This window comes from Methylogaea oryzae (genome assembly GCF_019669985.1).
In the GTDB taxonomy this organism is placed as follows: Bacteria; Pseudomonadota; Gammaproteobacteria; order Methylococcales; family Methylococcaceae; genus Methylogaea; species Methylogaea oryzae.
This window is the reverse complement of sequence record NZ_AP019782.1, coordinates 273603-300000: the sequence shown is the minus strand read 5'-3', so window position 1 is coordinate 300000 and position 26398 is coordinate 273603. Positions and strand designations below refer to the sequence as shown.

The 26398-nt window shown below is 63.8% G+C and carries 24 protein-coding genes; 17 read left to right on the top strand and 7 right to left on the bottom strand.

What is annotated here, in order from left to right; translation table 11 throughout:
* Positions 1 to 230: 230 nt before the first annotated feature.
* Entirely contained in the window at positions 231 to 1430 is a 1200-nt protein-coding gene (gene tyrS / locus K5607_RS01380; protein ID WP_221047994.1) for a tyrosine--tRNA ligase, read from the bottom strand.
* A 213-nt stretch (positions 1431 to 1643) separates the two neighbouring features.
* On the opposite strand from tyrS, the gene K5607_RS01375 reads away from it, so the two are divergent.
* A complete protein-coding gene (locus K5607_RS01375) occupies positions 1644 to 2951 on the top strand; it encodes an OapA family protein (RefSeq protein WP_054773812.1) in 1308 nt (435 codons plus the stop codon).
* Between the two features lie 12 nt (positions 2952 to 2963).
* The gene (locus K5607_RS01370) at positions 2964 to 4100 is read left to right on the top strand and encodes an anhydro-N-acetylmuramic acid kinase (protein WP_054773813.1); all 1137 of its coding nucleotides are present in this window, start codon (positions 2964 to 2966) and stop codon (positions 4098 to 4100) included.
* On the opposite strand, the gene erpA is transcribed toward K5607_RS01370, so the two are convergent.
* The 5 genes from erpA to K5607_RS01345 all read right to left on the bottom strand — a co-directional run bounded on the left by erpA (position 4092) and on the right by K5607_RS01345 (position 11361).
* The gene (gene erpA / locus K5607_RS01365; RefSeq protein WP_425515785.1) at positions 4092 to 4433 is read right to left on the bottom strand and encodes an iron-sulfur cluster insertion protein ErpA; all 342 of its coding nucleotides are present in this window, start codon (positions 4431 to 4433) and stop codon (positions 4092 to 4094) included. The two genes, K5607_RS01370 and erpA, sit on opposite strands and share 9 nt — an antisense overlap.
* 65 nt (positions 4434 to 4498) lie before the next feature.
* Positions 4499 to 5530 (bottom strand): N-acetyl-gamma-glutamyl-phosphate reductase, encoded by a 1032-nt coding sequence (gene argC / locus K5607_RS01360; protein ID WP_221047993.1) that lies wholly within the window; start codon positions 5528 to 5530, stop codon positions 4499 to 4501.
* A gap of 68 nt (positions 5531 to 5598) precedes the next feature.
* Positions 5599 to 7038: an efflux transporter outer membrane subunit gene (locus tag K5607_RS01355; RefSeq protein WP_221047992.1), complete on the bottom strand. Its 1440-nt coding sequence runs from the start codon at positions 7036 to 7038 to the stop codon at positions 5599 to 5601.
* Entirely contained in the window at positions 7025 to 10216 is a 3192-nt protein-coding gene (locus tag K5607_RS01350; RefSeq protein WP_221047991.1) for an efflux RND transporter permease subunit, read from the bottom strand. Before K5607_RS01350 ends, K5607_RS01355 begins: the two co-directional genes overlap by 14 nt.
* A gap of 11 nt (positions 10217 to 10227) precedes the next feature.
* Complete coding sequence (locus tag K5607_RS01345) at positions 10228 to 11361, bottom strand: efflux RND transporter periplasmic adaptor subunit (protein ID WP_306304473.1); 1134 nt, start codon at positions 11359 to 11361, stop codon at positions 10228 to 10230.
* Between the two features lie 181 nt (positions 11362 to 11542).
* Here K5607_RS01345 and K5607_RS01340 point away from each other — a divergent pair, with 181 nt between their 5' ends.
* The 7 genes from K5607_RS01340 (at position 11543) to soxZ (ending at position 15575) form a co-directional block, all read left to right on the top strand.
* On the top strand, positions 11543 to 12217 hold the full coding sequence (locus K5607_RS01340; RefSeq protein ID WP_255210825.1) for a TetR/AcrR family transcriptional regulator: 675 nt from the start codon (positions 11543 to 11545) through the stop codon (positions 12215 to 12217).
* A gap of 123 nt (positions 12218 to 12340) precedes the next feature.
* Positions 12341 to 12832, top strand: a complete 492-nt coding sequence (locus K5607_RS01335) for a TlpA disulfide reductase family protein (RefSeq protein ID WP_054773672.1) — start codon at positions 12341 to 12343, stop codon at positions 12830 to 12832.
* A gap of 4 nt (positions 12833 to 12836) precedes the next feature.
* Entirely contained in the window at positions 12837 to 13259 is a 423-nt protein-coding gene (gene hemJ / locus K5607_RS01330) for a protoporphyrinogen oxidase HemJ (protein WP_221047990.1), read from the top strand.
* Positions 13259 to 14080, top strand: coding sequence for a bifunctional hydroxymethylpyrimidine kinase/phosphomethylpyrimidine kinase (gene thiD, locus K5607_RS01325; RefSeq protein WP_221047989.1), 822 nt, complete (start codon positions 13259 to 13261; stop codon positions 14078 to 14080). Before hemJ ends, thiD begins: the two co-directional genes overlap by 1 nt.
* Entirely contained in the window at positions 14077 to 14700 is a 624-nt protein-coding gene (thiE, locus tag K5607_RS01320) for a thiamine phosphate synthase (protein WP_054773671.1), read from the top strand. The genes thiD and thiE overlap by 4 nt, the downstream gene beginning before the upstream one ends.
* Positions 14701 to 14785: 85 nt before the next feature.
* Entirely contained in the window at positions 14786 to 15253 is a 468-nt protein-coding gene (gene soxY / locus K5607_RS01315; RefSeq protein ID WP_221047988.1) for a thiosulfate oxidation carrier protein SoxY, read from the top strand.
* Entirely contained in the window at positions 15246 to 15575 is a 330-nt protein-coding gene (soxZ, locus tag K5607_RS01310; RefSeq protein ID WP_246598927.1) for a thiosulfate oxidation carrier complex protein SoxZ, read from the top strand. The genes soxY and soxZ overlap by 8 nt, the downstream gene beginning before the upstream one ends.
* A 3-nt stretch (positions 15576 to 15578) precedes the next feature.
* On the opposite strand, the gene K5607_RS01305 is transcribed toward soxZ, so the two are convergent.
* Positions 15579 to 16259, bottom strand: a complete 681-nt coding sequence (locus K5607_RS01305) for a tetratricopeptide repeat protein (protein ID WP_054774469.1) — start codon at positions 16257 to 16259, stop codon at positions 15579 to 15581.
* A gap of 251 nt (positions 16260 to 16510) precedes the next feature.
* On the opposite strand from K5607_RS01305, the gene K5607_RS01300 reads away from it, so the two are divergent.
* The 8 genes from K5607_RS01300 (at position 16511) to lplT (ending at position 26394) form a co-directional block, all read left to right on the top strand.
* On the top strand, positions 16511 to 17569 hold the full coding sequence (locus tag K5607_RS01300; protein WP_221047987.1) for an efflux RND transporter periplasmic adaptor subunit: 1059 nt from the start codon (positions 16511 to 16513) through the stop codon (positions 17567 to 17569).
* A 50-nt stretch (positions 17570 to 17619) separates the two neighbouring features.
* Entirely contained in the window at positions 17620 to 20664 is a 3045-nt protein-coding gene (locus tag K5607_RS01295; RefSeq protein WP_221047986.1) for an efflux RND transporter permease subunit, read from the top strand.
* 181 nt (positions 20665 to 20845) lie between these two features.
* A complete protein-coding gene (locus K5607_RS01290; RefSeq protein ID WP_054773965.1) occupies positions 20846 to 21439 on the top strand; it encodes a hypothetical protein in 594 nt (197 codons plus the stop codon).
* 58 nt (positions 21440 to 21497) lie between these two features.
* Positions 21498 to 23261: a multicopper oxidase domain-containing protein gene (locus K5607_RS01285; protein ID WP_246598926.1), complete on the top strand. Its 1764-nt coding sequence runs from the start codon at positions 21498 to 21500 to the stop codon at positions 23259 to 23261.
* A gap of 1 nt (position 23262) precedes the next feature.
* Entirely contained in the window at positions 23263 to 24252 is a 990-nt protein-coding gene (locus K5607_RS01280; protein ID WP_221047985.1) for a cupredoxin domain-containing protein, read from the top strand.
* A 93-nt stretch (positions 24253 to 24345) separates the two neighbouring features.
* Complete coding sequence (locus K5607_RS01275; protein WP_221047984.1) at positions 24346 to 24765, top strand: YqaA family protein; 420 nt, start codon at positions 24346 to 24348, stop codon at positions 24763 to 24765.
* An 8-nt stretch (positions 24766 to 24773) separates the two neighbouring features.
* Positions 24774 to 25124 carry a nucleotide pyrophosphohydrolase gene (locus K5607_RS01270; protein ID WP_054774834.1) on the top strand — a complete coding sequence of 117 codons (351 nt, stop codon included), beginning with the start codon at positions 24774 to 24776 and terminating at the stop codon, positions 25122 to 25124.
* Positions 25125 to 25197: 73 nt separating this feature from the next.
* Positions 25198 to 26394, top strand: a complete 1197-nt coding sequence (lplT, locus tag K5607_RS01265) for a lysophospholipid transporter LplT (RefSeq protein ID WP_221047983.1) — start codon at positions 25198 to 25200, stop codon at positions 26392 to 26394.
* The last annotated feature ends 4 nt before the right edge of the window (positions 26395 to 26398 follow it).

The window sequence follows — 26398 nt, the reverse complement described above, 5'->3', positions numbered from 1 at the left end:
TCTGCCGAATATTTCGGTTAAAACCCGATCTTCGACGCGAGCGCCCACACAAATTATTTGACCTGAATTCTTAAAGAACCCGCGAAGCTCTCTGCCCGCGTTAGACGAACCATTCTACAGCATCCCGGCTTCGTGTCAAGCGCTTCATCCAACTTCCCGCTCAACCCGCCTTCCGGGCAGTTCGTCTCGCGCCGGAAGAGCTGCACATTCTAAGCCATCCTAGGAATTCGTCAAGTACTTTCCACCACTATCTTCAAAAATTTCCGTTTACCTACCTGATAAACATGCCGACTCCCACCCGCCAGGCGCAGCTTCGCGTCTTCTACACGCTCCCCGTCTATGCGTACCGCGCCTTGGTTTATCATGCGGATGGCCTCAGAAGTGCTCGCAGTGAGGCCAGCATCTTTCAACAAGTTGACCAGAGCATATCCGTCAACTGGGGCAACCACGGTGACTTCCTCGATCTGCTCCGGCATCAGTCCCTGCTTGAAACGCGCCTCGAACTCCGCCAAGGCATCGGCGGCAGCAGCGGCACCGTGGAAACGCTCGACGATTTCCTGAGCCAACCGCACCTTGGCGTCACGGGGATTGGCACCTTCGTCGCATGCCTTACGCCACGCCGCTATCTGCTGCGTCGTCGAAAACGAGAGCAACTCGTAATAACGCCACATCAATACATCGGAAATGGACATCAACTTACCGAACATCTCCCCCGGAGCATCGGCGATAGCCACATAATTCCCCAACGACTTGGACATCTTGTTGACGCCGTCAAGCCCCTCCAGCAAGGGCATAGTGACTACCACTTGGGGTTTCTGCCCATGCGCTTCCTGCAGCTGGCGCCCCATGAGCAAATTGAACTTTTGATCCGTGCCACCCAACTCCACATCGGCCCGCAGCGCCACCGAGTCGTAACCTTGGATCAATGGATAAAGGAATTCGTGGATAGCGATGGGCTGCCCGCCCTTGTAGCGCTTATTAAAGTCGTCTCGCTCCAGCATGCGCGCAACGGTCTGCTTTGCGGCGAGCTGAATCAACTCCACCGGACTCATGGCGCTCATCCAGCTGGAATTGAACATCACCAGCGTCTTGGCCGGATCGAGGACCTTAAAGATCTGCTCCTCGTAAGTTTTGGCGTTCTCGATCACCTCGTCCCTGGTCAATGGCTTGCGGGTTACGCTCTTGCCGGTGGGGTCGCCGATCATGCCGGTGAAATCGCCGATGAGGAATATCGCCTCATGCCCCAGGTCCTGAAACTGCTTCAACTTATTCAGGAGAACCGTATGCCCCAAATGCAAATCCGGCGCGGTCGGATCGAACCCCGCTTTCACACGCAAAGGCTTCTTTTGCGCCAACCGCTCCCACAATTCCTGTTCCGGCAAAATCTCTTCCGTACCCCGCCGAATAAGCTCTACCACTTGCTGATCCACAATTCCTCGCCCCGATTTAGCCGCACGATTAAAAGCAAACTATACAAGATAGTGCCTTCCCCCCGCCCTAGCAACCGCATCGACAAACAGGCTACAGGTCATTGGACATGACAGGGATCGCATCCAGGCGCTAGCGGGCGGAAAGCGCGGGGTTGCATCTTGCGGAAGCGTTCTTCTACACTAGCGCGTATCAAAATGGAACGTGCCGTATTAATGAAACATCCCAAGCACATTGGCCACGTGAAGAGCGCGGCCATCGCCGGCCTGTTCGCCACCGTCGCCGCAACAACCAGCTACGCGCTGATCAGCGACACCCCAGCTCTCGCGCCTCCTGACATCACCAAGGAGACCTATCCACTGACACTGCCGCCGCCATCGTCGATAGGCGACGCCGGCGAACAAACGCCGAGCCAAAACGGCGGCAAAGCGTGGCTCACCCATACCGTGCAAGCCGGTGAAACACTGGGCGAGATATTTTCAGGCCATGGCCTCAGCGGCGCCGACCTGCACGAAGTGCTGAACTCCGGCGAAGCCGCCCACGGCTTGAAGGCGTTAGCCCCCGGACACGTTTTGAAACTGCGCATCAAAGCCGACGGACAGCTGAAAAAGCTGGTTTATCGGCAAAACGCCACCCAGGCCATCGTGGTGTCAAAGGGCAAAAAAGGCATCACCGCCAAGATTTCGGAAAAGAACACCGACCGCGAACTGACCCGCGCCAGCGGCATCATTAAAGACTCCTTGTTCCAGGACGGCAAACGCGCGGGCCTGACCGACAAGCTCATCATTCAATTAGCGAATATTTTCGGGTGGGACATCGACTTCGCGCTGGATCTCCGCGACGGCGACAGCTTCACCGTGGTGTACGAAACCATATACGTTGACGGCGAGCAGACGGGTACCGGCGACATCCTCGCCGCGGAATTCGTCAATCAAGGCAAAACCTACCAAGCCTTCCGCTACACCGACGAACAAGGCCGCCCCGATTACTACACGTCCAGCGGCCAGGCCATGCACAAGGCCTTCCTGCGCACTCCGGTCGAATTCGCCCGGATCAGCTCTTATTTCACGCTGGCGCGCAAGCACCCCATCCTCAACACCATCCGCGCCCACAAAGGCGTGGACTACGCCGCCCCGACCGGCACCCCGGTGCGCTCCACCGGCAACGGCCGCATCGCTTACGCTGGCACGCAAAGCGGATACGGCAACGTGGTGGTGGTCGAGCACGGCCAAAAATACAGCACGCTGTACGGCCACCTGTCGCGCTTTGCCAACCTGAAAACCGGCAGCGCGGTACGCCAGGGAGATGTGATCGGCTATGTCGGCCAAACCGGCTTGGCCACCGGCCCCCATCTGCACTATGAATTCCGCGTCGGCGGCGAACACCAAAACCCGCTGACAGCGGTATTGCCTCAAGCGGAGCCGATTAAGTCCAAGCAGCTGGCGGCTTTCAAGCAATACACCCAGCCTTTCCTGACCGAATTGGCGCGCTTCCACAACGTAGCCGTAGCCCAAATCGACTAGAGTGGATCACGGATGCCCGACGCTCCCGACACAGCGGCACACTACGTCGGAATCATGTCGGGCACCAGCCTGGACGGCGTCGACGCCGCCCTGGTGTCCTTCCAAACCGAATTCCCGCGGCTAATTGCCAGCCACTTCCGCCCCCTCCCCGCCGATCTTCGGCAAAACCTCGCCGAACTAAGCCTTTCCGCCGACGTTTCTCTGCAAAAGCTGGGGGAAACCGACGCCCGCTTGGGCGAGTTGCTCGCCGAATGCGCACTGCAGGCCATCGCCGCAGCCGGCATGAACCCAGACCAGGTCCGCGCCATCGGCAGCCACGGCGTCACCGTGCGCCATGCGCCGGAGTGCGATGCGCCGTTCACCCTGCAGCTGGGCGACGCCAACCGCATCGCCCACATCACCGGCCTCACCACCGTGGCCGACTTCCGCCGCCGCGACATCGCCGCCGGCGGCCATGGCGCACCGTTGGTGCCCGCATTCCACCGAGCGGTCTTCGCCAGCCCGGATGAAAACCGCGTCGTGCTTAATATCGGCGGCATCGCCAACATCACAATCCTGCCGAAAAACCCCAGCCAGCCGGTCACCGGCTTCGACACCGGCCCCGGCAACACCCTGCTGGACCATTGGGCGCAACGCCACCTGGGACAACCGATAGACCGCGACGGCGCGTGGGGTGCGAGCGGCCAATGCCACCAACCGCTGCTAAAGCTGTTGATGGACGAAACTTATTTCGAACGCTCGCCGCCCAAAAGCACCGGCAAAGAATTGTTTTCACCCGCGTGGCTGCGGGCCAAGCTGGAGATGCTGGCGAAACCGCCGGCAGCGGCCGACGTACAAGCCACACTGGCGCACCTGACGGCGCGAACCGTCGCCCAGGCCGTCCAGCGCTATGCGCCGGACACGGAGAGCGTTTTGGTATGCGGCGGCGGCGTACACAACCGCCATTTGATGGCGCTGCTGGCGGAGCTGCTGGATTGCCCGGTGGAATCCACCGGCAAATTTGCATTGGATCCCGACTGGATCGAGGCCATGGCTTTCGCCTGGCTGGCCCGACAAACACTGCTCGGCTTGCCGGGCAACCTGCCCGAAGTGACCGGCGCCAAACACCGGGTGGTGCTGGGCGCCGTCTATCCCGGCCGATTAGGCTGAGAAGGAGGAACCGCAGCCGCAGGTGGTCACGGCATTGGGGTTACGGATGACGAACTGCGAACCGGACAAATCGTCCTTGTAATCGATTTCCGCGCCTTGCAAATACTGCAAGCTCATGGGATCGACCAACACGGTCACACCGTTCTTGACCACGGCCGTATCGTCGTCGTTGGCCGTCTCGTCGAAAGTGAAGCCATACTGGAAGCCGGAACAACCGCCGCCGCTCACGTATACCCGCAATTTCAAGGCGTCATTGCCTTCCTCCGCGATCAACTCGCCCACTTTGGCCGCCGCCGCATCGGTAAAAATCAGGGTGTCTTGCGTTTCGCTCATGGTCATCTCAAAAGTGGTTGCAACGTTGCCGCGATTATGGCTTTTCCCACCAATGCGGTCAAGAATCAAGGACTGAGTCCTACCAGCATCAACCCGGCGGTCTCCTCCAAGCCGCACATCAGGTTCATGTTCTGCACCGCCTGCCCCGCCGCGCCCTTCACCAGATTGTCGATCACCGACAACACCACCACCGTGTCGCCGCCCTGAGGACGATGAACGGCGATCTGGCAACGGTTCGCGCCGCGCACGTTACGGGTTTCCGGATGGGAACCGGCCGGCAGCACGTCGACAAAAGGCTCATCGGCATAATGCCGTTCGAACAAGTCCTGTAAATCGCCGGGGGAACCGGTCAAACGGCTATATAACGTGGCATGGATGCCGCGGATCATCGGCAGCAAATGGGGCACGAAGGTCAGACCCACCGCCGCACCGGCGGCCTCGGCCAGCCCCTGGCGGATTTCCGGCAAATGGCGGTGGCCTGCCACGCCGTAAGCCTTGAAGCTCTCTCCCGCCTCAGCCATCAGCATGGGCACTTCCGCCTTGCGGCCGGCGCCGCTGACGCCGGACTTGGCATCGGCCACCAGATGGGCGCCATCGATCAGGCCCGCCGCCAGCAGCGGCAGGAAGCCCAATTGCACCGCGGTGGGATAACAACCGGGATTGGCCACCAGCCGCGCTTTCCGGATCGCCGCCCGGTTCACCTCCGGCAAACCGTAAACCGCTTCGGCCAGGAGTTCCGGGCAGGCATGGGGCTCGCCGTACCACTGCGCCCACTCCGCCGCGTCCTTGAGGCGAAAGTCCGCCGCCAGGTCGATCACCTTGACGCCCCGGTCCAGCAATTCCGGCGCCATGCGCATGGCCGTGCCGTTGGGCGTGGCGAAAAACACCAGATCGCACTGGGCCAACACCTCCACGTCGGGCTCGCTGAACGCCACGTCGACGAAGCCGCGCAGGTTGGGATAAATCGAATCCACGCGCTTGCCGGCGTCGCTCCGCGAAGTTACCGCACGAATACGCACGTCCGCATGCCGGCACAGCAACCGCAACAACTCGACGCCGGTATAACCGGTGCCGCCGACAATGCCCACTTCGATCATGATGATTCCCGATTCGCCAAAGAAACGGCAATTCTATCGGCTTGCCGGCCGCCGTGTAACCGCTGACCTCAGTGCGATTCCGCCGTGACGGAATTCTCCCAGCCGCCGCCCAAGGCTTTGTACAGGGCGACCAGCGCCGTCGCGGTTTCGGTCTCGCTCTGCGCCAAGCGCTGCTGGTCCTGCAACAAGCGCAGCTCGGTGTCCAGCACCGTCAAAAAATCCGCCGCGCCGTCTTGGAAGCGCAGATGGGCCAGTTCATGGGCGCGCTGGCTGGCCCGCGCCGCCTGCGCCAGGATGTCGCGCTGAGCCCGTCGACGATTGAAATCCACCAGGGCGTTTTCCGTCTCCTCCAACGCGTTCAACACGGTTTGTTCGTATTGCGCCAGGCTGGCCTCGGCCCGCGCGTCCGCCGCCTTGATGCGGGCATAGACGCGACCCAAGTCGAGAGCGGCCCAGGTGATCCTCGGCCCGGCGGAATAACCGTCCGAACCGCCGCCGCCGACGGCGGCGAACGTGCTGCCCTCCAAGGCGATGGTGCCAACGAAGGTCACGCGGGGAAACAAATCGGCGGTGGCGACGCCGATTTGCGCCGTCGCGCTGGCCAAGCTCCGCTCGGCAACGCGGATATCGGGGCGACGGCGCAACAAATCGGCGGGATTACCGATGTGCAGCACGGCCGGAATCGCGGCCAAGGGAACCGGCTGCAACAAGGCGACGGTCAAGGCGCCGGGCGCTTGGCCGGTGAGTACGCCGAGGCGATGGATGGCCTGATGGATGGCGGACTCCATCGGCGGGATGGTGGCCCGCGTGGTATCCAGCTGGGCTTGCGCCCTGGCGGTATCCAGTTCGGTACCGCGCCCGGCGTCCAAACGCGCCTGGGTCAGCTTCAAGGTTTGCGCCTGGTTTTCGGCGTTGCGCTGGGCCACCGCCAACTGGTTCTGCAAGCCTCTCAAACTGAAGTAGTTGCGCGCCACCTCGGCGATCAGGCTGACCATCAGGTCGCGGTAATCAGCTTCTTGAACCTGCACCTCGGCGTCGCGGGATTCCACATTGCGCCGTATCCGCCCCCATAGATCCAGTTCCCAGGACGCATCGAAGCCGGTGCTGTAAAGCTTCAACTCGCGGGGCACGAAGGCGCGATTGTTCATGGAAGCCACGCTGCGCTTCTGCTCGTTGTAGCTGCCGCGGGCGGTGACGGTCGGCAATAGGTCCAGGCCCGATTGCAGGTACAGCGCGCGCGCCTCCTCCAAATTGGCGCCCGCCGCCCGTAAATCGCGATTGTGCGCCAGAGCCTGGTCGACCAAACCGGACAGCTGCGCGTCCTGGAACTGCCGCCACCAGGCCAGGTCCGGCGCGTCGGGCGAAAACTCCGGCAAGCCGGCATTGGCGAACGACGTCCCGACGCCTTCCGCGGCCGGCGGCTGATAATCCGGCCCCACGGCGCAGCCGCCCAGCAACCCCGCTGCCAGCAACGCGGCGACGCGACGGCGATGATTAAACGTCGGCATGGTTCTCTCCTCCCCAATCAGCCGCCGTCCGGCGGCGGGATGCGCGGCGCTCCACCCAAGCCTGGATCACCACATAAAACACCGGCGTCAGCAGCAATCCGAACAGGGTCACGCCGATCATGCCGCTGAACACCGCCGTGCCGAGAATTTGCCTGGATTCCGACCCGGCGCCCTGGGCGATCACCAAGGGGAACACGCCCATGATGAAGGCGAAGGACGTCATCAAAATGGGGCGCAGCCGCACCCGGGCCGCATCCACCGCCGCCTGGAAACGATCGAGGCCGTCTTCCTGGCGCCGCTTGGCGAACTCGACGATGAGGATGGCGTTTTTGGCCGCCAGCCCCACCAACACGATAAAACCGACCTGGGTGAAGATGTTGTTGTCCATGCCGCGCAACCAAATCCCAGCCATGGACGCCAACAGGCACATGGGCACGATGAGTATCACCGCGAAGGGCAAGGACCAGCTTTCGTACTGCGCCGCCAGGGCCAGGAAGACGAACAGCACGCTCAAGGGAAACACCAGCAACGCCACGTTGCCGGCCAGCACCTGCTGCAGACTAGCCTCGGTCCACTCGTAGCCGAACCCGGCCGGCAGCTCGCTGCGGGCCAGTTGGTCCATGATGGCGATGGCCTGGCCGGAGCTGACGCCGGGCAACGGCACGCCGTTGACTTCCGCGGCCGGGTACATGTTATAGCGGGTCAGCTTGTCCGGGCCGTGGATTTCCCGCACATCCATCAAGGACCCCAGCGGCACCATGTCACCGTCCTGGTTGCGGGTTTTCAGCTTGCCGATGTCTTCCGGACGCATGCGGAACTTGGCGTCGGCTTGCGCCACCACTTGGTAGGTGCGGCCGAAGCGGTTCATGTCGTTGACGTAAAGAGACCCCAGGTAAATTTGCAGCGTATCGAACACCTCGCTCAAAGGCACGTTCATGGCCTTGGCGCGGATGCGATCCACGTCCAGGTACAACTGCGGCACGCCGGAACGGAAGGTGGTGAACAATCCGCCCAAGCCGGCTTGCTGATTGCCTTTGGCGATGAAGTCGGCGGCCGCCTGCTGCAAAGCGTCCACCCCCGCGTTGGAGCGGTCCTGCACCTGCAGCTTGAAGCCACCCACGGCGCTCATGCCGCGCACCGGCGGCGGCGCGAACACGTTGATGTTGGCGTCTTCCAGCTTGGACAGGCTTTGCCGGAGGCTCCCGACAATGCCGTCGGCGCTCAACTCCGGCCGGCCGGCCCGCTGCTCGAAGGACGTCAACCGGGCGAACATGGTGGCGACGTTGGACTGGCTGGTGCCGGTGAGTATCGACCAACCGGCATAGGCGTTGATGTGGGCGACGCCCTCGGTGGCCAGAACGATCTTGGTGGCTTGCTGCACGATCTCGGTGGTGCGCTCCACCGACGCGGCGTCGGGCAACTGGGCATAGAGGATCAGGTAGCCCTGGTCCTGGGGCGGAATGAAGCCGGTGTGGACTTTCTCGAAAGCCAGAAAATTCAGGCCGTTGAGCCCCGCGTACAGAACCAGCACCAGCGACGCCACGCGGAAAGAGCGTCCGACCAAGCGCGAATACCCCTCGCCGAAACGCTCGAACACACCGTTGAAGCCGTTGAAAAACCAGCCGAGCCAGCGGTTCAGCTGGCGGGTCAGCCAATCGGGATCGTGGTGGGCGCGTTCCAGCAGCAAGGCGCACAGGGCCGGGCTGAGCGTCAGGGAATTGAAGCAGGAAATGGCGGTGGAAACAGCGATGGTGAGGGCGAACTGTTTATAAAACGCTCCCGATACGCCGGTGATGAAAGCCGTGGGCACGAATACCGCAATCAGCACCAGGGTGGTGGCGATCACCGGGCCGACCACTTCGCTCATGGCACGGCGGGTGGCCTCGCGCACGCTTTCCCCCATGGCCAGATGGCGCTCGACGTTTTCCACCACCACGATGGCGTCGTCCACCACGATGCCGATGGCTAGCACCAGCCCGAACAGCGACAGCGTGTTGAGCGACATGCCCAAGGCCGCCATGACGGCGAAAGTGCCGATCAGCGACACCGGAACGGCGATCAGCGGAATCACGCTGGCGCGCCAGTTCTGCAGAAAGACCACCACCACCAGGATCACCAGCAACAGGGCTTCGAACAGCGTCTTGGTCACCGCTTCGATGGACTGCTTCACGAACACCACGGTGTCGTAAACCAGGTTGTATTCCAACCCCGCCGGAAAACGCGTCTTCAAGTTTTCCATGGCTTTGACCACCGCCTCCTTGGTATCCAGAGCGTTGGAACCGGGCAGCTGAAAAATGGCGAGACCCACGGTGGGCTGGCCGTCCAGGTAAAGCGCGGACGCGTAGTCCTTGGCGCCCAGCTCAATGCGGGCCACGTCCTTCAAGCGGGTGACGGCGCCGTCGGCACCGGTCTTGATGACGATATCGGCGAACTGATCCGCCTCCATCAAGCGCCCCAAGGTGGTGACGGTGTACTGGAAATCCACGCCGCCCGGCGTCGGCGGCTGGCCCACCACGCCGGCGGCCACCTGCAAATTCTGCTCGCGCAAGGCGCGCACCACGTCGGTGGCGGTCATGTCGCGGGCGGCGACTTGTTCCGGATCCAGCCACACGCGCATGCTGTAGTCGCGGGCGCCGAACACGATGATGTCGCCGACGCCCGGCAGCCGCGCCAGCGTGTCCTTGATCTGCAACAAGGCGTAGTTGCTCAAATAAGCGCTGTCGTAGCGATGATCCGGCGAGATCAGGTTGACCACCAGGCTCAAGTCCGGGCTACGCTTCTTCACGTTGATGCCGAGCCGCCGCACTTCCTCCGGCAGCTTCGGCTCGGCCAGCGCCACGCGGTTCTGCACCAGCACCTGGGCTTTATCGATGTTGGTTCCCGGCCGGAAGGTGATGGTCAACACCATGGCGCCTTCGTTGGTGGACTGGGAGGACATGTACAGCATGTCTTCCACGCCGTTCACCTCCTGCTCGATGGGCGTGGCCACCGTATCCGTCACGACGCGGGCGTTGGCGCCGGGATAAGTGGCGCTCACCACCACGTTGGGCGGGGCGATCTCCGGGTATTGGGCGATGGGCAGGGCGAACAACGCCAAGCCACCCACCACGATGATGACGATGGACAGCACCGAGGCGAAGATCGGCCGGTCGATAAAAAAGTGGGTGAATTTTTCCATGGCGCCCCCGATCAGTGCTTGTCGCCGTCGGCCAGAGAGATTTTCTCCGGCTCGACCGGAGCGGCGGGCTTGATCTTCTGGACGCCCTCGACCACCACCCACTCATCCGGCTTCAACCCTTCGGAGATCACCCGCAGCCCGTCAACCAAAGGCCCCGGCACCACCACACGGCGTTCGGCTTTGTTGCCCTCGCCCACCACCCAAACGAACTTTTGCGCCAAGTCGGTGGAGATGGCGCGGTCAGGCAGCAAAATCGCCTGGAACGGCGCGCTGCCGGGAATGCGCAGCCGGGCGAACAGGCCGGGGCTGAGCAAGCCGTCGCCGTTGGCGAATACGCCGCGCAACGTCAACGTGCCGGTGGAGGCCGTCAAACGGGGCGAGGTGTAGGCGATGGAACCTTTATGGGGAAAACCGGCTTCGTCGGCCAGGCCTATTTCGGCGGGCAGGCACGGCTGCTGCGCTTCCGCCGGATGAGGCAAGCAACCTTGGCCCACCAGGCGGCGGTATTTCAACGCCGAGCGTTCGTCCACGTCCACGTAGACGTAAACCGGATCGGTGGCGACGATGAAAGTCAGCAACGTGGCGTCGGCGCCGCCGCCTTTCACCAAGTTGCCGGCGGTGATCAGTTCGCGCCCGACGCGGCCGGCGATGGGCGCGCGCACCTCGGTGAACTCCAGGTTCAAGCGAGCCGCATAAACATTGGCGTCCGCCGACTGCACGGCGGCGACGGCCTCGGCGAGCCCCTTGCTGCGAGCGTCGAACTCCTCTTCCGATATGGCCTTGGACTGAAACATGCGCTGCGCCCGCGTCAAATTGTTGCGGGCCAGCTCCAACCGAGCCTTCGCCTGCTCCAGATCGGCCTGGGCGCGATTGAGTTGGGCGCGGAACGGGCGAGGATCGATCTGGAACAACAAATCGCCCTTGTTCACCGCGTCGCCGGCCTTGAAGTTCACCTGTTCCAAATAACCGTCGACGCGGGCGCGCACATCCACCGACTCCACCGCCTCGACGCGGCCGGGGAATTCGTCCCAGGTCTGGGTTTCGCGGTGCAGCGGCTGGGCGATTTTCACCCGGGGCGGCGGCGGAGAAGAGGCGGCTTTGTCGCCCGACTGGCCGCAGCCGGCCAAAGACAAAAGCAGCGACAAGGAAACCGGAAGACAGGCCCAGCCCCCCACCGAGGCCCCGATAGGCCATACTTTACGCTTTCCATCAGCACTGGCGTCGAGTCTTCCGGCCATAATGATCTCCCCGGCGGTTAGCTATTACCGATACACGCAACAAAATGGTAACATACCTTTTTATTTATGACTAAGTGCATGCCTCCCGATACCAAGACGGCCCCCGCTCGCGCCGGCCGCCCCCCGCAAAGGCGAGGAAACGGTCAGGCGCGACGCGCTGCTGGACCAAGCCATGCAGCTGTTCGCCGAACACGGCTACGGCAAGCTCAGCCTGGAAACCATCGCCCGCAAAGCGCGGGTGTCGCTGCGCACCATCTACGGCCAGTTCGGCGGCAAGGCGGAGCTGTTCGGCGCCGTCATCCGCCGCGTCAGCGACGAATTCGAAGCCAGCCTGCCGACCGAAAACAGCCTGTCCGCCCCACTGGAAGAACTGCTGGTGGAATTCGGCCGTTTGTACCTTTTGCGCATCACGCGCCCGGAGTGCATACGCCTGCGCACCCAGATACTGGCCGAAGCGCAGCGCTTTCCGGAATTCGCCGCCGAGTTCTACCGCAACGGCCCGGAACGCACCCTGCTACGCCTGGCGGACTTCTTCGCCGCGCAGCAACAAGCCGGCCGGTTGATCGACGCCGACAGCCGCTTTCTCGCCGGGCAATTCGTCAACGCCTTGCGCGGCGAACACTTCCAGCGCCAGCAATTGGGGCTGGAGCCGCCTTTCACCGCGGCCGAGGCCAGCGCCTGGGCCAAGCAGGCCGTACGGCAATTCCTCCACGGCTGCCTCAAGCCGGCCGACCGGCCAATCGCTCCGGAAATCCAAGCTTGATCCGGCGAATCCGCGCCATGCGGCGCCCGGAGACCTGCCGCCCGGACATATCGAAATTTGCCACGCGTCCGGATCATCGTCTATAAACCGGACACCACCAAACTCGGCGTGCCGCCCCGCCCCATGCGATCGATCCTTCCCGCCTTTATTTTGCTGGCCGCCCTGGTGATAACCGGCGCCTGGCTGACCTTGCGTCCGCCGCTCGCGCCGCCCGCCGCGTTCGCCGTCATCGACGGCAGCAAGCCCAGCCTGGCCGACTGGCGCGGCAAGCCGGCGCTGATCGCATTCTGGGCCACCGATTGCCCTACCTGCATCAAGGAAATTCCGGCGCTCAAGCAATTGCACCAACGTTATGCGCCGCGCGGCCTGCACCTGGTGGCGTCGGCCATGCCCTACGACATGCCCAGCCACGTGGTAAGCTTTGCGCAAAGCTATGAACTGCCCTATGCGGTGGCGCTGGACCCTGCGGGGGAAAACGCCGCGGCGTTCCAGGTGCAAGCCACCCCCACCACGCTGCTGCTGGATGACGAGGGACGCATTGTGGAGCGCATTCTGGGCGATTTCGACCCCGCCCGATTGGCGAACCGCATCGAGGCCTTGCTGGAGGAATCCTGATCCCATGTGGCTAAAAGCCTTCCATTTGATATTTATGGTCACCTGGTTCGCCGGGCTGTTCTACCTGCCGCGGCTATTCGTTTACCACGCCATGGCGGCGGACAGCGTGAGCCGCGAGCGCTTCAAGATCATGGAACGCAAGCTGTTCTACGGCATCATGACGCCGGCCATGTTGCTGACCCTGGGCTTCGGCATCGCCATGCTGGCGAGTTACGCCTGGGAAGCCTACGGCCATAGCCTGTGGCTCCACATCAAACTGGGGCTGATCGGCCTGCTGGTGGTCTATCACGGCTTTTGCGCCAAATGGATGCTGGACTTCAAACACGAGCGCAACCGCCGTAGCCACGTGTTTTACCGCTGGGTCAACGAAATACCGGTGGCGTTCCTGTTCGCCATCGTGCTGCTGGCCAGCCTCAAACCGTTTTGATGGACAACTCGCCGCGCCCCCGCCGCACGCTGGTGCAGCCGTCCCACCCGCCGGTGGTGTTATGCCTTTCCGGCCACGACCCCAGCGGCGGGGCCGGCGTCCAGGCGGACATCGAAACCCTGGCCGCCCTCGGCTGCCACGCCGCCAGCGTCATCACTTGCCTGACCTGCCAGGACACCCGCGACGTCCGCCAAATCATCCCGCAACAACCGGACGACCTGCGGCGCCAAGCGGAAACGGTGCTGGCCGACATGCCGGTGGCGGCCATCAAAATCGGCCTGATCGGCGATGCGGCCATCGCCGAGACCATCGCCCGGCTCATCGCCGCCCACCCGGACATTCCCGTGGTGCTGGACCCGGTACTGGCGGCGGGCGGCGGCGCCTCCCTGTCCAACGAAGAACTGCTGCAAGCCATCCGCGAGCAGCTGCTGCCGCTGACCACCCTGCTGACCCCCAACAGCCTGGAAGCGCGCGTGCTGGCCGGACTGGTGGACCTGGAGTCCTGCGCCCACTGGCTGCTGGCCCGCGGCTGCCGCTACGTGCTGATCACCGGCAGCCACGAGGACCGGCCGGACGTGATCAACACCTTATACAGCCAGTCGCTGCAAGAACCCTTCCGCTGGCAGCGCCTGCCCCACGAATATCACGGCTCCGGCTGCACCCTGGCGGCGGCGGTGGCGGCTTATCTGGCGCGGGGCGCCAACCCCATGGCCGCCGCCCACGACGCCCAGCGCTACACGTGGCAAGCGCTGGAAGGCGGCTTCCGCCCCGGCCGGGGCCAATACCTGCCGCGCCGTATCCATACAGGCTCCAACCCATGACGCTAGCCTTGCCCCGCAAAGGCCTCTACGCCATCACCAACGATCTGGACGACGACGCGCTGCTGGCCGCGGTGCAAGCCGCCATCGAAGGCGGCGCGGTGCTGCTGCAATACCGCGACAAACGGCGTTCGCCGGCGCAAAAGGAAGCGCTGGGGCGCGACCTGCTGCAACTGTGCCACGGACTGGGCGTGCCACTCATCGTCAACGACGACATCGAGCTGGCCGCTCGACTGGGCGCGGACGGAGTTCACCTAGGCCGGGACGATGCGGGTATCGCCGCGGCCCGCGCGGCACTGGGACCGGATGCCATCGTCGGCGTATCCTGCTACAACAGCCTGGAATTGGCCCGCCGCGCCCAATCGCTGGGCGCCAGCTACGCCGCTTTCGGCCGTTTTTTCCCGTCCAAAAGCAAACCCGACGCCACGCCCGCCTCGCTGGAAACGCTGCGCCTGGCGAAAGCGGAACTGCGCATTCCCATCGCTGCCATCGGCGGCATCACTCCAGCCAACGGCGCCCCCTTGGCGGCGGCCGGCGCCGACTTAATCTGCGCCATCGACGGACTATTCGGCCATGCGGAAGTGCGACGCAGCGCACAAGATTACGCCGCATTATTCCGCTAGCGCGGCACTTTGTCGCGACACCGCGGCCAAGGTTAAGGTTAAACTGCGCGTCCACCCACCGAGCCGTGAGCACAATCTCTTACCCATGAGCTTATCGCGACGGAAATTCATCGGGAGCCTGCTGGCCGGCGGCGTCGCCGCGCTGGCCAGCCATATCGTCCAAGCGGCGGGCGCGTACATGCACCGCCCGTGGCCGCGCCACGCCTTCGCCGCCAAGCAATTGGCGGAGACCCAGACGCAGCTGTTCGGCCACGACAAACCGACCGAATCGGCGCAAATCGTGCTGGACATTCCCGACGTCGCCGAAGACGGCGCGGCGGTGCCGGTCAGCGTATCCACCACCCTGACCGGCACGGAAAGCATCACCCTGCTGGCGGAAAAAAACCCCACGCCGCTGCTGGCCGAATTCCTCATCGGCGAACGGCTAGAGCCCTTCGTATCCACCCGCGTCAAACTCGCCGCCACCGGCGTCGTAATAGCGGTGGTGCGCGCCGAAGGCCGCCTTTACTCGACCCGCAAAACGGTGAAAGTCACGGTGGGCGGCTGTGGCTAAGCGTCCCGTGGTCGACGTGAAGATTCGCAGCAAACGCCAGGACGACGGCTCCACCTTGCTGCGCATGCTCATCACCCATCCCATGGAAACGGGCCGGCGCAAGGACGAAGCCGACGGCAAAGTCGTGCCCGCCCACTACCTGGAAGAAGTGACCGTGCTGCACAACAACGAGATCGTCGCTCGCTGCCTTACCGGACCGGGCGTTTCCCGCGATCCCTATTTCGCCTTCAAGCTGCGCGATTGCAAGCCGGGCGACTCATTGCGGGTGGAATGGCGCGACAACAAGGGCGGCAGCGGCAATGCCACCGCCGTGAGCGAGTAGGCGCTAACCGCCGATACGGACGTTGCGGTTCGACAAGCGCTTGCGCACTTTCTGCAGCAGCGCCGCCAAATCCTTCTTCAACTGCCTGTCGCTGATGACCAAAGCGTTGCGGATCGGCGCCCGCTCGGCCCGTTGCAGATAGGGATAAGCCTGCTCGTACTCGTTCATGCTGACGAGGAAGTCGCCGTAAAAATAATTGGTATCCAAGCCGTCGGGAAACAGCTCCAAGGCCTTTTGCAGGTATTGGCGCGCCATGTCGTCGTCGCCGAACGAAATGGGCCAACCCGGCACCTGGTAATACAACGCGCCCAAAGTGACATAGACCGATCCGTCCATGGCCTTGGGGTCGATATCCTTGGCCTTGAGCAGCAACTGGCGCGCGCGCTCAATGTTGGACAGCGCGTCCAGCCCCCAGCTGACGCCGCTGTAAACGCACAGCACGATGGCTTGCGTGATCCAGCTTTCCGCCCGCTGGGGATAATCGCGCCGCAATTGCTCGGCGCTACCCAGCAATATCTCCAGCCGCTCGGCCTTCTCTCCCTCCGGCGCCAAATAATAGGCCTCCTGCCAAGCCTCCTGCAGAGCGCTCAAGCGGTTGTCGAACGCCGTGTCGGCCGCCGCCGCCCCGCACGCCAGCCATAAAACCAATGCCGCCCAGCCGCGGCCGATCTTCGCCTTACCCATATCGCCCCACCACCCCGCCGATGTTCAAAATCAGCGCCAAGTTTAACCCATGCTTAGCGCAGGGACATGGCGCAACCGATCCGCCGGGCCGCCCATCGGCAAAGATGGCCTTGCGCCGGCCAAGCCATCCCCATAAACTCCGATGTCGCGAAAAATCGCGCCCACCCGATCAACACCGCGCATTCATTCGACGCCCCAAGCATCCAACCGAGGCAGAGCCATTGCCGGCCGCGCCCGCACCCACTAGCCCCATGCCAGCCCGCAAGCACACTTATCGCTTCCTCGCCGTCATTGCCGTGTTAACGGCGGCATCCGCCGTCGTCGCCTGGCGAAAGGCGACGCAAGAGCAGCCCGCCGCCAAGCCGGCCGCCATGGCGTTCCCGGTCAAAACCGCCGCGCCGCAGCACTTGCCCGTTGCCGATTCCGCCCACGCGGTGGGCTCGTTTATCGCCGACGAATCGGCGGTGGTCAGCGCAGAAATCGGCGGACGGGTGAAAAGCATCCATTTCACCGAAGGGCTATCGGTTAAAGCCGGCGAGCTGCTGATCCTGCTGGACCCGGACGAACATCAAGCCACGGCGGCGCAAAGCCGCGCCCAGGCGAACCTGGACAAGCTGAACCTAGGCCGCACCGAGGAGGTTCGGCGGCGCAACCTGGCCAGCCAGCAAGCGCTGGACGAAGCCCAGGCGCGCTGGCAGCAATCCCAAGCGCTGGCGCAACGGGACCAGGTACGCCTGGGAAAAACCGAAATTCGGGCGCCTTTTGCCGGCGTCACCGGCCTGCGCTTGGTCAGCCCCGGCGACTACGTCACTCCGGGCCGCCCCCTGGTAAACGTGGAAGCGCTGGATACCCTCAAGCTGGATTTCGCCCTGCCCGAGCAATACGCCGGCAAAGTCGCGCCCGGCCAAAAAATCACCGCCAAGGTAGACGCTTATCCCGGCGAAGAATTCGCCGGCGAGCTGTACGCCGTCAATCCCCGCCTGGACGAACAAACCCGCAGCGTCAAGCTGCGCGGCCGTTTCGCCAATACCGGCCGGCGGCTAAAGCCGGGCATGTTCGCCCGCCTGACCCTGGCCCTGGGCGCGGACCGCCAGGCCTTGTTCGTGCCGGAGCACGCGCTAATCGGCATCGGCAGCCACCAATACGTCTATCGGACCGAGGAAAACAAGGCGGTGAAAACCGAAGTGACCACCGGCCAGCATCGCGACAGCCTGGTGGAAATCACCAGCGGCTTGGCCGCCGACAGCCCGGTGGTGGTCGAAGGCCAAATGAAGCTGCGCGACGGTGCGACGGTGCGCATCGCGCCCTAACCCCTCCGCCCCGACACGCTCCCCGTTTCCCCCGCTAAAGGCCCAACGCCGTGGTGTTATCCGACCTTTCCATCCGCCGGCCGGTGTTGGCCACCGTTATGAGCCTGGCCCTGGTGCTGGTCGGACTGATGAGCTTCCTGCGCCTGCCGGTGCGCGAATATCCCGACATCGACATGCCGGTGGTATCGGTGCGCACGGTGTTCAAGGGCGCCAGCGCCGAAGTGATGGAGGAACAGGTCACCCAGACCCTGGAAGACTCCCTTTCCGGCATCGAGGGCATCAAAACCCTCAAATCCAGCAGCCGCGAAGAGGTCAGCCAGATCACCATCGAATTCAACCTGGACCGCGACGCGGACGCCGCCGCCGCCGATGTGCGCGACCGGGTGGCGCGGGTGCGGGGACAGCTGCCGGACGACATCGAAGAACCCATCATCAGCAAAATCGACGCGGACGCCCAAGCCATGTTGTGGCTGGCCTTCTCCAGCGAACGCCATTCGTCTCTGGAGCTCACCGACTTCGCCGACCGCCACATCCAGGACCGCCTGCAAACCCTGCCCGGCGTCGCCAGCGTCATCATCGGCGGCGAGCGGCGCTACGCCATGCGCCTGTGGCTGGACCGGGAGCGCATGGCGGCGCGCGGCGTGACGGTGCAGGACGTGGAGCAGGCGCTACGCAGCCGCAACGCGGAATTTCCCGGCGGACGCATCGAAAGCCGCTGGCGCGAATTCACCGTGCTCAGCCAAACCGACCTGCGCTCGGCGGAAGAATTCAACGATCTCATCATCCGCACCGACAACGGCCAGCCGGTGCGGCTCAAGGACGTGGGCCGGGCGGAACTGGGCGCCGCCGACGACCGTAACGGCGTGCGAGTCAACGGCAGTCCGGCGGTGGGCCTGGGGGTGGTCAAACAGTCCACCGCCAACGCCCTCGGGGTAGCCAGGGCGGTGAAAGACGCCCTGCCCGAAATTCGCCGCAGCCTGCCGGAAGGCGCCACGCTGAAAACGGCGTTCGACAGCTCCCTGTTCATCGAGGAATCCATCAAGGGCGTGTACCACACCCTGGCGGAATCCCTGCTGCTGGTATCCCTGGTCACTTTCGCCTTTTTACGCTCCTGGCGCGCCACGCTGATCCCCTTCGTCACCATCCCCGTGTCCCTGGTGGGAGCGTTCATTTTCATTTACGCCTTGGACTTCAGCGTCAACACCCTCACCCTGCTGGCCCTCGTGCTGGCGATCGGCTTGGTGGTGGACGACGCCATCGTCATGCTGGAAAACATCCACCGCCGCATGGAAAGCGGGCTGGGGGCGATGGAGGCCGCTTTCGAGGGTAGCCGGGAAATCGCTTTCGCCGTCATCGCCATGACCGCCACCCTGGCGGCCGTGTTCGCGCCGCTGGCCTTCATGACCGGCAAGACCGGCCGGCTGTTTTCCGAGTTCGCCCTGGCGGTGAGCTGCGCCGTGCTGGTGTCCGGCTTCGTGGCGCTGACCCTGACCCCCATGATGTGCTCGCGCCTGTTGAAACCAGGCGCCGCCCGTCACGAAACAACGCATGAAAGCCCCATGACCGAGGCTTACGGCCGGCTGCTGCGGCGCGCCTTGCGCCGTCCCGCCTGGGTAGCCGCCGGTTTTGCCGCTATCGCCGGACTGGGCGGCTGGCTGCTGCTGACCCTGCCGGCGGAGCTGTCGCCCATCGAAGACCGCAGCAACTTTTTGGCCATGCTCAGCGCGCCGGAAGGCGCCACCCTGGAGTACACCGACGGCTACGCCCGCGAAATCGAAAAACTGGTGGCGCAAATACCGGAAGCGGCCACCTCCTTCCTGGTGCTGGCGCCGGGCCGGGAAAGGCCCAATCCGGTCAACTCGGCCCTGGCCTTCGTCACCCTACAGCCCTGGGACGAACGCGAGCGCAAGCAGCAAGCCATTACGGCGGAACTGCTGCCCAAGCTCCAGAGCTTGGCCGGCGTACGGGCGTTCGCCCTCAACCCGCCGTCCTTCGGCCAGAGCTCCCGCAACCTGCCGGTGCAATTCGTGCTGCAAGCCGGCAGCTACGCGGAGCTGCAACACGCCATGGAGCAGCTGGCCGCCAAGGCGGCGACGGTGCCCGGCCTCACCAACCTGGACAACGACCTCAAGCTGGACAAGCCGCAGCTCAACGTACGCGTCGATCGCGACAAAGCGCTGGATATCGGCGTGGACATGGACGCCATCGGCACCACCTTGCAAACCTTGCTGGGCGGCCACCAAGTGACCCGCTTCAAGCGCGAAGGCACGCTGTACGACGTCATTCTGCGAGTGGAAGACCAGGAGCGCAGCAACCCCGAGGATATCGGCTTGATTTACCTGCGCGGCGGCCAGGGACAACTGACCCAGTTGAGCAATCTGGTGAGCGTCGGCGAAGGCGTGGCCCCCAAGGAATTGAACCACTTCAACCGGCTGCGTTCCGCCACCCTGAGCGCCAATATCGCGCCCGGCTTTACCTTGGGCCAATCCCTGGCCGCGTTGCACCAAGCCGCGCAGGAAGTGCTGCCGCCCGCCGTCACCACCGATTTGGACGGCCAGTCGCGCGAGTTCCAGGAATCCAGTTCGGCCATGTACCTGATGTTCTGGGCCGCCCTGGTGTTCATTTACCTGATGTTGGCGGCCCAATTCGAGAGCTTTCTCGACCCCCTCATCATCATGCTTACCGTGCCGCTGTCCATCGCCGGCGCCATGCTGTCGCTCAAGCTGACCGGCGGCACCATCAACGTCTATAGCCAGGTGGGCATGGTCATGCTGGTGGGATTGATCACCAAAAACGGCATACTCATCGTGGAGTTCGCCAACCAGCTGCGCGCCCGGGAGGGGCTGGACGCGGCCGCCGCCGTGGTGCGGTCGGCCATGTTGCGGCTGCGCCCCATCCTCATGACCTCCCTCACCATGATCCTGGGCGCCGTGCCGCTGGCTCTAGCCAGCGGCGCCGGCGCGGAAGGACGCCAGCAAATCGGCTGGGTAATCGTCGGCGGGCTGCTGCTGGGAACCGTATTAACCATGTTCGTCATTCCCGTCGTTTACAGCGTCCTGACAACGCGGCGCAGGCCAAGCGCCGCGCCGGGTTAACCACTTCCCTTGACGGGGAATGCTGTGCTAAAGTCCAAAGTCCGCACTTGGCGCTTTTTTCGGCGAGCCCACAGTTCTTTCTCGCAAGCTCCCGGAACATTTAGGGCGCATCGGTGGGGCCTGGGTGGCCTTGTCTTAAGGCGCCATCATAATTACACCTATCAATAGAGTGGGAAGAGATATGCGTAAAACCAAAACGTTCAAAAATACCCTTCTGGCTTTGGGCCTCACCGTTTCCGCCGTCCTGCCTTTCTCCAGCGCTTGGGCGCACGGCGGCGGCGCCGCGCAGGAATTCGACACCTGCCGTATCGAGGTGGGCGGCCACTGGGTGCACTTCACCGCTTACCAGCCGAACCTGAGCGGCATGGAAGAGTTCTGCGGCAACTTGCCCAGCCCCGGCCAATCCAACCTGGTAATCGACTACGAAGGCAAAGCCCTGCGCCAGATGGAAGTGGAATTCGAGCTGACCAAGGAGCCGGAAGGCACCTCCCTGGTGAAGGTTCCCATGGACAAGCACTCCAACGGCGTAATCACCACGCCGTATAACTTCCAGGCGCCCGGCAAGTACCTGGCCCACATCACCCTGGTCAACGAAGGCCAGCGTATCGACGCCCACTTGCCCATCGTGGTCGGCACCGGCCGCGACAGCGGCGGCGTCAACACCTACCTGATCGCCGCTGTAGTGCTGACGGCGCTCGGCTACGTGCTGTACCTGTCCAATGCCGGCTTCAAAGGCCTGATCGACAAGCTGCTGGGCCGCGCCAAGGAGTTCTGATCTCAATCGGCTCGGAAGCCTTCAGACAAATGACGTTGTAGCGGAATAGAGGCCGATGATGGTAAAGCAATCCTGGGGTTTTGTAGCGGCGGCGATGCTGGTGTCCATGCCGCAAGCGTGGGCGGCGGTGAGCCTGCCGCCCACGGTGAAAGTGGACGTGGGCGAAACCGAGCCCTTCTGCAACAGCGGCGCGCCGTCGGCATGGCGCGACGCGCAGACCGTGGAAGGCGTCGAAATACAGGAATCCCGGGTTTGCGACCCGGACAACCCGTCCGAAATCGCGGCCTTCGTCAAAGGCACCAACAACGTGTCCATGGAAACCCTCATGGACACCAAGCTGGCGCCCGACGCCGTCACCATGTCCAACGATACGGACGGCGACGGCGACCCCGACCTCATCGTCATCAAACTGGAAGTCATGGAGCTGAACGGCCGTTCTCCGGATTTCCCCGGCGTGGTGCCGACTTTCGACATCGCGCCGGGCATCCAGCCCGGCTTCTGGGTCTTCACACCGAAGTCCCGCGACATGTCCACGCGCGGCTTCGCCAGCCTGGACGCAAACGCCCTGCTGCGCCTGCCCTCCCCCGCCATCCGCGTGGAACAGGGCGACACGGTATGGCTGGTGTTGGAAAACACCCACTATTTCCCCCACTCCATCCATTTGCATGGCGTGGACCACCCCTTCATGGACCACGGCGGCGGCGGCAACGACGGCGTCGGCCAGACGGCCGAAATGGACGTCATGCCCGGCCAGACCAAGACCTACGTCATCAAGCCGCGTCAACCGGGCACCATGTACTACCACTGCCACGTGCAGCCCCACACCCATATCCCCATGGGCCTGGGCGGCATGTTCATCGTGGAGGAAAACCGCCCCAACAACTGGGTGCAAACATTCAACGTGGGTAATGGCCAAGTGCGCCATCCCTCCAAGGCGGTATCGGAAAAGTACGCGCAGGAATACGACCTGCACTACCAATCGGCGGACAAGGAACTGCACCAGATCATCCAGCAGTACAACGATCCGCGCCTGATCGCCCAGCAGATGAACCAGAAGTACGACATCACCGACGCCAAGGACGACTATTACATGCTCAACGGCCGCGCCTTCCCCTACGCATTGCGGGAGTCGCTCATCACCGTCGCGCCCAACCAGAAAGTGAAGCTGCGCGTGCTCAACGGCCACACCGAGACCATGGCGCTGCACATCCACGGCCACAAAGCCGTCATCACCGACTACGACGGCGTGCCGCACAATCCGGCCGCGCGCATCCAGCGGGACGTTTACGACCTGGCCCCGGCCCAGCGCCTGGACCTGGAACTGAACACCACCAACGACGGCCTCAACAGCTTCGGCTCCGGCGTGTGGATGTTCCACGACCACGTGGAAAACGCCTTCACCACCGACGGCCAGGGCGAAGGCGGCAGCATCAGCCTGGTGGTCTACAAGGATTTCCTGGACAAGGAAGGCACGCCGCAACTGCACGGCATGGACATCACGCCTTATTTCAGCAAGAAGTTCTGGAAGCGGGAAATTCCCGTCTGGCAGCACCTGAGCGTGGGCGAATCCCTCGGCCAAGCCAAGCTGGAAGGCGCCAAGGCGCAAGCCGCGCCGGCAAGCAAATCCACCCCGGCAGCGGCTAAACCGGCCGGCAAAGCCAAACCCGCCGCCGAAGCGGCGGACAACAGCTCGCCTTCGACCTTCGGCAACCTGCTCAAAGGCCTACTCTTGGGCGCGGTAGGTTACGCCGCGTATCTCAATCGCCGCAAATTGGCCGCGGCGGCGGCCCAACTGATGGCCCAGGCAAAGGGAGGCAAATAACATGATTCGACAAGCAACGGTCGGACTGGCCCTGTCCCTCGCCCTGGTCGCCCAGGCGCCGGCGAAGGAAGCCAAGCAGGAAGTCCAACTCACCGAACACGACGCCCTCATGGATCATGGCGACGGCCACCTGATGGACATGGAAGGCGGCATGATCATGGGGCAAAACAAGGACAAGCTGCCCGGCGGCTGCGATAAAGTCGCGGAAGACAAGGAAATCACCGTCAAGGCCGGCCGCAAATACTCCAAGCCCGGCTTCGTCTTCGGCTTCGACCAGAACCAATTCCAGTTCAAGCCCTGTACGCGCCTGAAGGTCAACTTCGTCAACGAAGACAACGTCCGCCACCAGTGGATGATGCACGGCCTGCCCAAGTACATTTACCAGAAAGGCATGTTCCACCTGGAGATCACCGGCCCGGCGAAAATCACCGGCACCCTGATCCTGCCCAAGGAAGACAAGACCTACCTGGTGCACTGCGATATCGCCCAGCACATGGAAAAGGGCATGAAGGCTCAGCTCAAAGTCGGCAAAGGCAGCGGCGAACTGCCCAGCATCCCGGGCCTGACCGCCAATGCGCTGCCGGACAACTACAAAGCCGACGCCCCGGCGCCGGTGCCCGCCACCGTGCTGGCGGAACAGGCGGACGCCCTGGCCGCGGCCATCAAGGCCAAGGGCGGCGATTCTGAATCCGCCCCCGGCGCCAAGAAAAGCAGCGGCGCGTCGGCCGCCGCGCCCAAGCAGAGCGGCAAGTCCGCCGACCAGGCGGCGCCCGCCGCCGGCTCCGGCGCTTGGCTGTCCGGCACCACCATCCTCGGCATCGCCATCGGCCTGTTCGGCGCGCCCTACGCTTGGGCGCGCATCCAGGCCCGTAGCCGGGGCAAGGACGTGGGCAGCTATGTGGCCGCCGCCTTCGAACTGTTGAAGGAAGCGGTGGGAACAGTGATGGACTTGGCCTTCGGCCTGGTCAGGAAATTCACCGCCAAGAAATAATGGCCGCCTGAGCCGCAAACGACAAAGCCCTCGAGCGCAAACTCGGGGGCTTTGTCGTTTTGGCCGGCAGCGCCCTTCCCGGTACGCACAGCAATGGACGACGTCAGCTCAGCCCTGGGCGGTTTATTCGCCAGCGCCTTTATCTCCGCCACCCTGGCCCCCGGCGGATCGGAAGCGGTGCTGGCCTATTTGGCGACGCAGGCCGCCTATTCGGACACCCTGCTGCTGGGCGTCGCCACAACCGGCAACACCCTGGGCGCGGTAACCACCTGGCTGATGGGCTACGCCGCAGCGCTGGGCTGGCTGCGCCGCCACGCCCCGCCCAAACAGGCAACCTTGGCGCGCATGGAGCGTTACGGCACCCCGCTATTGCTATTATCCTGGCTGCCGGTGGTGGGCGACGGCTTCTGCCTCGCGGCCGGCTGGGCGCGTTTGCCCTTTTTGCCTTGCCTGGCCGCCATGGCCGCCGGCAAAGCGGCGCGCTATGCTGCCGTACTCTGGTTGATTGACTGAGAGCGCCCATGGACATCCCCGCCCTGCAGCACCAGCTACGCCAATTCGCCGACGAACGGGATTGGCAACAATTCCACAGCCCGAAAAACCTCGCCATCGCCTTGTCGGTGGAAGCGGCCGAGCTGCTGGAACGTTTTCAATGGTTAACGGACGAACAGTCGCGCCGGCTGGCCGAAACGCCGCCGGACTACGAAGCCGTAAGGCAAGAAATGGCCGACGTGCTGATCTACCTGCTGCGGCTGGCGGACCAGTTGGGCGTGGATCTGGAACCGGCGGTGCGGGACAAAATGCGCCAAAACGCCGAGAAGTATCCCGTGCAACTGGCCAAAGGCAACGCCACCAAATACAACCGCCGTTGATGCGGCCAGTTTCAATCCAGTAACCGCGCCGATTCGCCCGGCGCCGCAACAAGACGGAACCCAGGAGACGCCCATGTCCGCCGCCAATCCCCATCCCCGACTGCTGTCGCGCGCCATGGCCGCCGTTTTGGCCGCGCAGTTCCTTTCGGCGCTGGCGGACAATGCCTTGCTGTTCGCCGCCATCGCCCTATTGAAGAGCCAACAGGCGCCCGACTGGCTGCCCCCCCTGTTGCAGGAAAGCTTCGTCATCGCCTTCGTTCTGTTGGCGCCGTTCGTGGGGCCTTTCGCCGACACCTTGCCCAAGGGCCGGGTGATGATGCTGGCCAACGGCCTCAAGTTCGCCGGCTCCGCCTCCATGCTGGCGGGCTTGCATCCCTTGCTCGCCTACAACTTGGTGGGCATCGGCGCGGCCGCCTATTCTCCGGCCAAATACGGCATCCTCAGCGAACTGGTGGAGCCGTCGCAACTGGTCAAGGCCAACAGCCTGATGGAAGGCTCCACCATCGTCGCCATACTGTCGGGGGCGGTGCTGGGAGGGCTGCTGGCCGACCGCTCGGTGGAACTGGCCCTGGCGGCGGTAACCGCCGCCTATCTGGTCGCCGCCTTGGCGAATCTACTGATTCCGCGCCTCCCCCCGGCCCACCCGCTGCAGCGATTCGCGTTCGCCGCCTTGCTGCGGGATTTCTGGACCGCCCTGACCACACTGCTACGCCACCGCGACGCGCGCTTCTCCCTGCTCGGCACCAGCATATTCTGGGGCACGGGCAGCACCCTGCGCTTTCTGCTGGTGGCCTGGGTGCCGGTGGCATTGCTGGTGAACGATAACGGCACGCCGGCCAACCTGAGCGGCGCAGTGGCCGTCGGCATCGCTTTCGGCGCGGCGGCGGCCGCGCGCTGGGTAAAACTGGAAACGGTGAACCGGGCGCTGCCGGCCGGCCTGCTGATCGGCGCGCTGATCCTGGCGTTCGCCCAACAGGCGTCGCTGGCCGCCAGTTACGGGTTGCTGTTGCTGATCGGCGCCTGCGGCGGCTTTTTCGTAGTGCCGCTCAACGCCCTGCTGCAGGAACACGGCCATGAAAGCGTGGGCAGCGGCCACGCCATCGCCGTGCAGAATTTTTTCGAGAACTTGGCGATGCTGTCCATGATCGGCATCTACGTGGCGCTGTCCCGCGCCGGATTGGCGGCTGTCGAGGCGGCCGACGCCTTCGGCGCGACCGTGCTGTTCTGCATTGGCTGGCTGACCTGGGCCAGGCTGCGCCCCGGCCGGTAAGCGC

Excerpts from the sequence above, each read along its gene's own strand:
- K5607_RS01375 (WP_054773812.1), top strand. The coding sequence starts at position 1,644 with ATGAAACATCCCAAGCACATTGGCCACGTGAAGAGCGCGGCCATCGCC.
- K5607_RS01370 (WP_054773813.1), top strand. The coding sequence starts at position 2,964 with ATGCCCGACGCTCCCGACACAGCGGCACACTACGTCGGAATCATGTCG.
- erpA (WP_425515785.1), bottom strand. The coding sequence starts at position 4,433 with ATGAGCGAAACGCAAGACACCCTGATTTTTACCGATGCGGCGGCGGCC.
- argC (WP_221047993.1), bottom strand. The coding sequence starts at position 5,530 with ATGATCGAAGTGGGCATTGTCGGCGGCACCGGTTATACCGGCGTCGAG.
- K5607_RS01355 (WP_221047992.1), bottom strand. The coding sequence starts at position 7,038 with ATGCCGACGTTTAATCATCGCCGTCGCGTCGCCGCGTTGCTGGCAGCG.
- K5607_RS01350 (WP_221047991.1), bottom strand. The coding sequence starts at position 10,216 with ATGGAAAAATTCACCCACTTTTTTATCGACCGGCCGATCTTCGCCTCG.
- K5607_RS01335 (WP_054773672.1), top strand. The coding sequence starts at position 12,341 with ATGCGATCGATCCTTCCCGCCTTTATTTTGCTGGCCGCCCTGGTGATA.
- hemJ (WP_221047990.1), top strand. The coding sequence starts at position 12,837 with ATGTGGCTAAAAGCCTTCCATTTGATATTTATGGTCACCTGGTTCGCC.
- thiD (WP_221047989.1), top strand. The coding sequence starts at position 13,259 with ATGGACAACTCGCCGCGCCCCCGCCGCACGCTGGTGCAGCCGTCCCAC.
- thiE (WP_054773671.1), top strand. The coding sequence starts at position 14,077 with ATGACGCTAGCCTTGCCCCGCAAAGGCCTCTACGCCATCACCAACGAT.
- soxY (WP_221047988.1), top strand. The coding sequence starts at position 14,786 with ATGAGCTTATCGCGACGGAAATTCATCGGGAGCCTGCTGGCCGGCGGC.
- K5607_RS01305 (WP_054774469.1), bottom strand. The coding sequence starts at position 16,259 with ATGGGTAAGGCGAAGATCGGCCGCGGCTGGGCGGCATTGGTTTTATGG.
- K5607_RS01300 (WP_221047987.1), top strand. The coding sequence starts at position 16,511 with ATGCCAGCCCGCAAGCACACTTATCGCTTCCTCGCCGTCATTGCCGTG.
- K5607_RS01290 (WP_054773965.1), top strand. The coding sequence starts at position 20,846 with ATGCGTAAAACCAAAACGTTCAAAAATACCCTTCTGGCTTTGGGCCTC.
- K5607_RS01285 (WP_246598926.1), top strand. The coding sequence starts at position 21,498 with ATGGTAAAGCAATCCTGGGGTTTTGTAGCGGCGGCGATGCTGGTGTCC.
- K5607_RS01280 (WP_221047985.1), top strand. The coding sequence starts at position 23,263 with ATGATTCGACAAGCAACGGTCGGACTGGCCCTGTCCCTCGCCCTGGTC.
- K5607_RS01275 (WP_221047984.1), top strand. The coding sequence starts at position 24,346 with ATGGACGACGTCAGCTCAGCCCTGGGCGGTTTATTCGCCAGCGCCTTT.
- K5607_RS01270 (WP_054774834.1), top strand. The coding sequence starts at position 24,774 with ATGGACATCCCCGCCCTGCAGCACCAGCTACGCCAATTCGCCGACGAA.
- lplT (WP_221047983.1), top strand. The coding sequence starts at position 25,198 with ATGTCCGCCGCCAATCCCCATCCCCGACTGCTGTCGCGCGCCATGGCC.